Annotated in this window: 1 pseudogene; it reads right to left on the minus strand. The window is 43.0% G+C overall.

Annotation, left to right across the window (positions count from 1 at the left end):
• Positions 1–131 precede the first annotated feature (131 nt).
• Positions 132–505: pseudogene (locus GMD1S_RS09000) on the minus strand (preprotein translocase subunit SecA); the annotation flags it as partial.

Genomic DNA, 505 nt, shown 5'->3' on the forward strand with positions numbered 1-505 from the left:
GTAAAGATAAACTTAGATGCTAGGTCTAAACTTCTAAAAATCCCTGCTCGGTAGGCCTGGGCATACTCGACACCACTACTCGCCCAACCGATTCCTAGATTTATATTGTAAATTGTCATATGATCCTCTTTTTATGGAAAATGGGTGAGAATCTCACCTTTGGGCGTTACTTCCACAATCCCCATGAGAAGATTGCGTACCATATCTGTACGAATTTGTTGCTTCATGGTTTCAAAGCCTGCATAGGCCTCCTGATAGTACTCCACGATAGGGTTCTTTTGAGAAGCAGACTGGCTCCCGATTGCTAGACTGAGCTGTTGGAGATAGTCGACTTGCTCAACCCAGTTGTCATCAATAGCCTTGAGCATGGATATTCTCAGAAAAGAGTCATAGAGCTGGTGAGGTTGGAGGACTTCCTTTTTAGCTGCAATTTCCTTGGCTATTATTTTCTCTAGTAACTCCCGAATCTGATCTGCATCAGCTAAATCCAAATCAGCTGGTAATT

It is taken from the genome of Streptococcus sp. GMD1S (assembly GCF_000296875.1).
In the GTDB taxonomy this organism is placed as follows: Bacteria; Bacillota; Bacilli; order Lactobacillales; family Streptococcaceae; genus Streptococcus.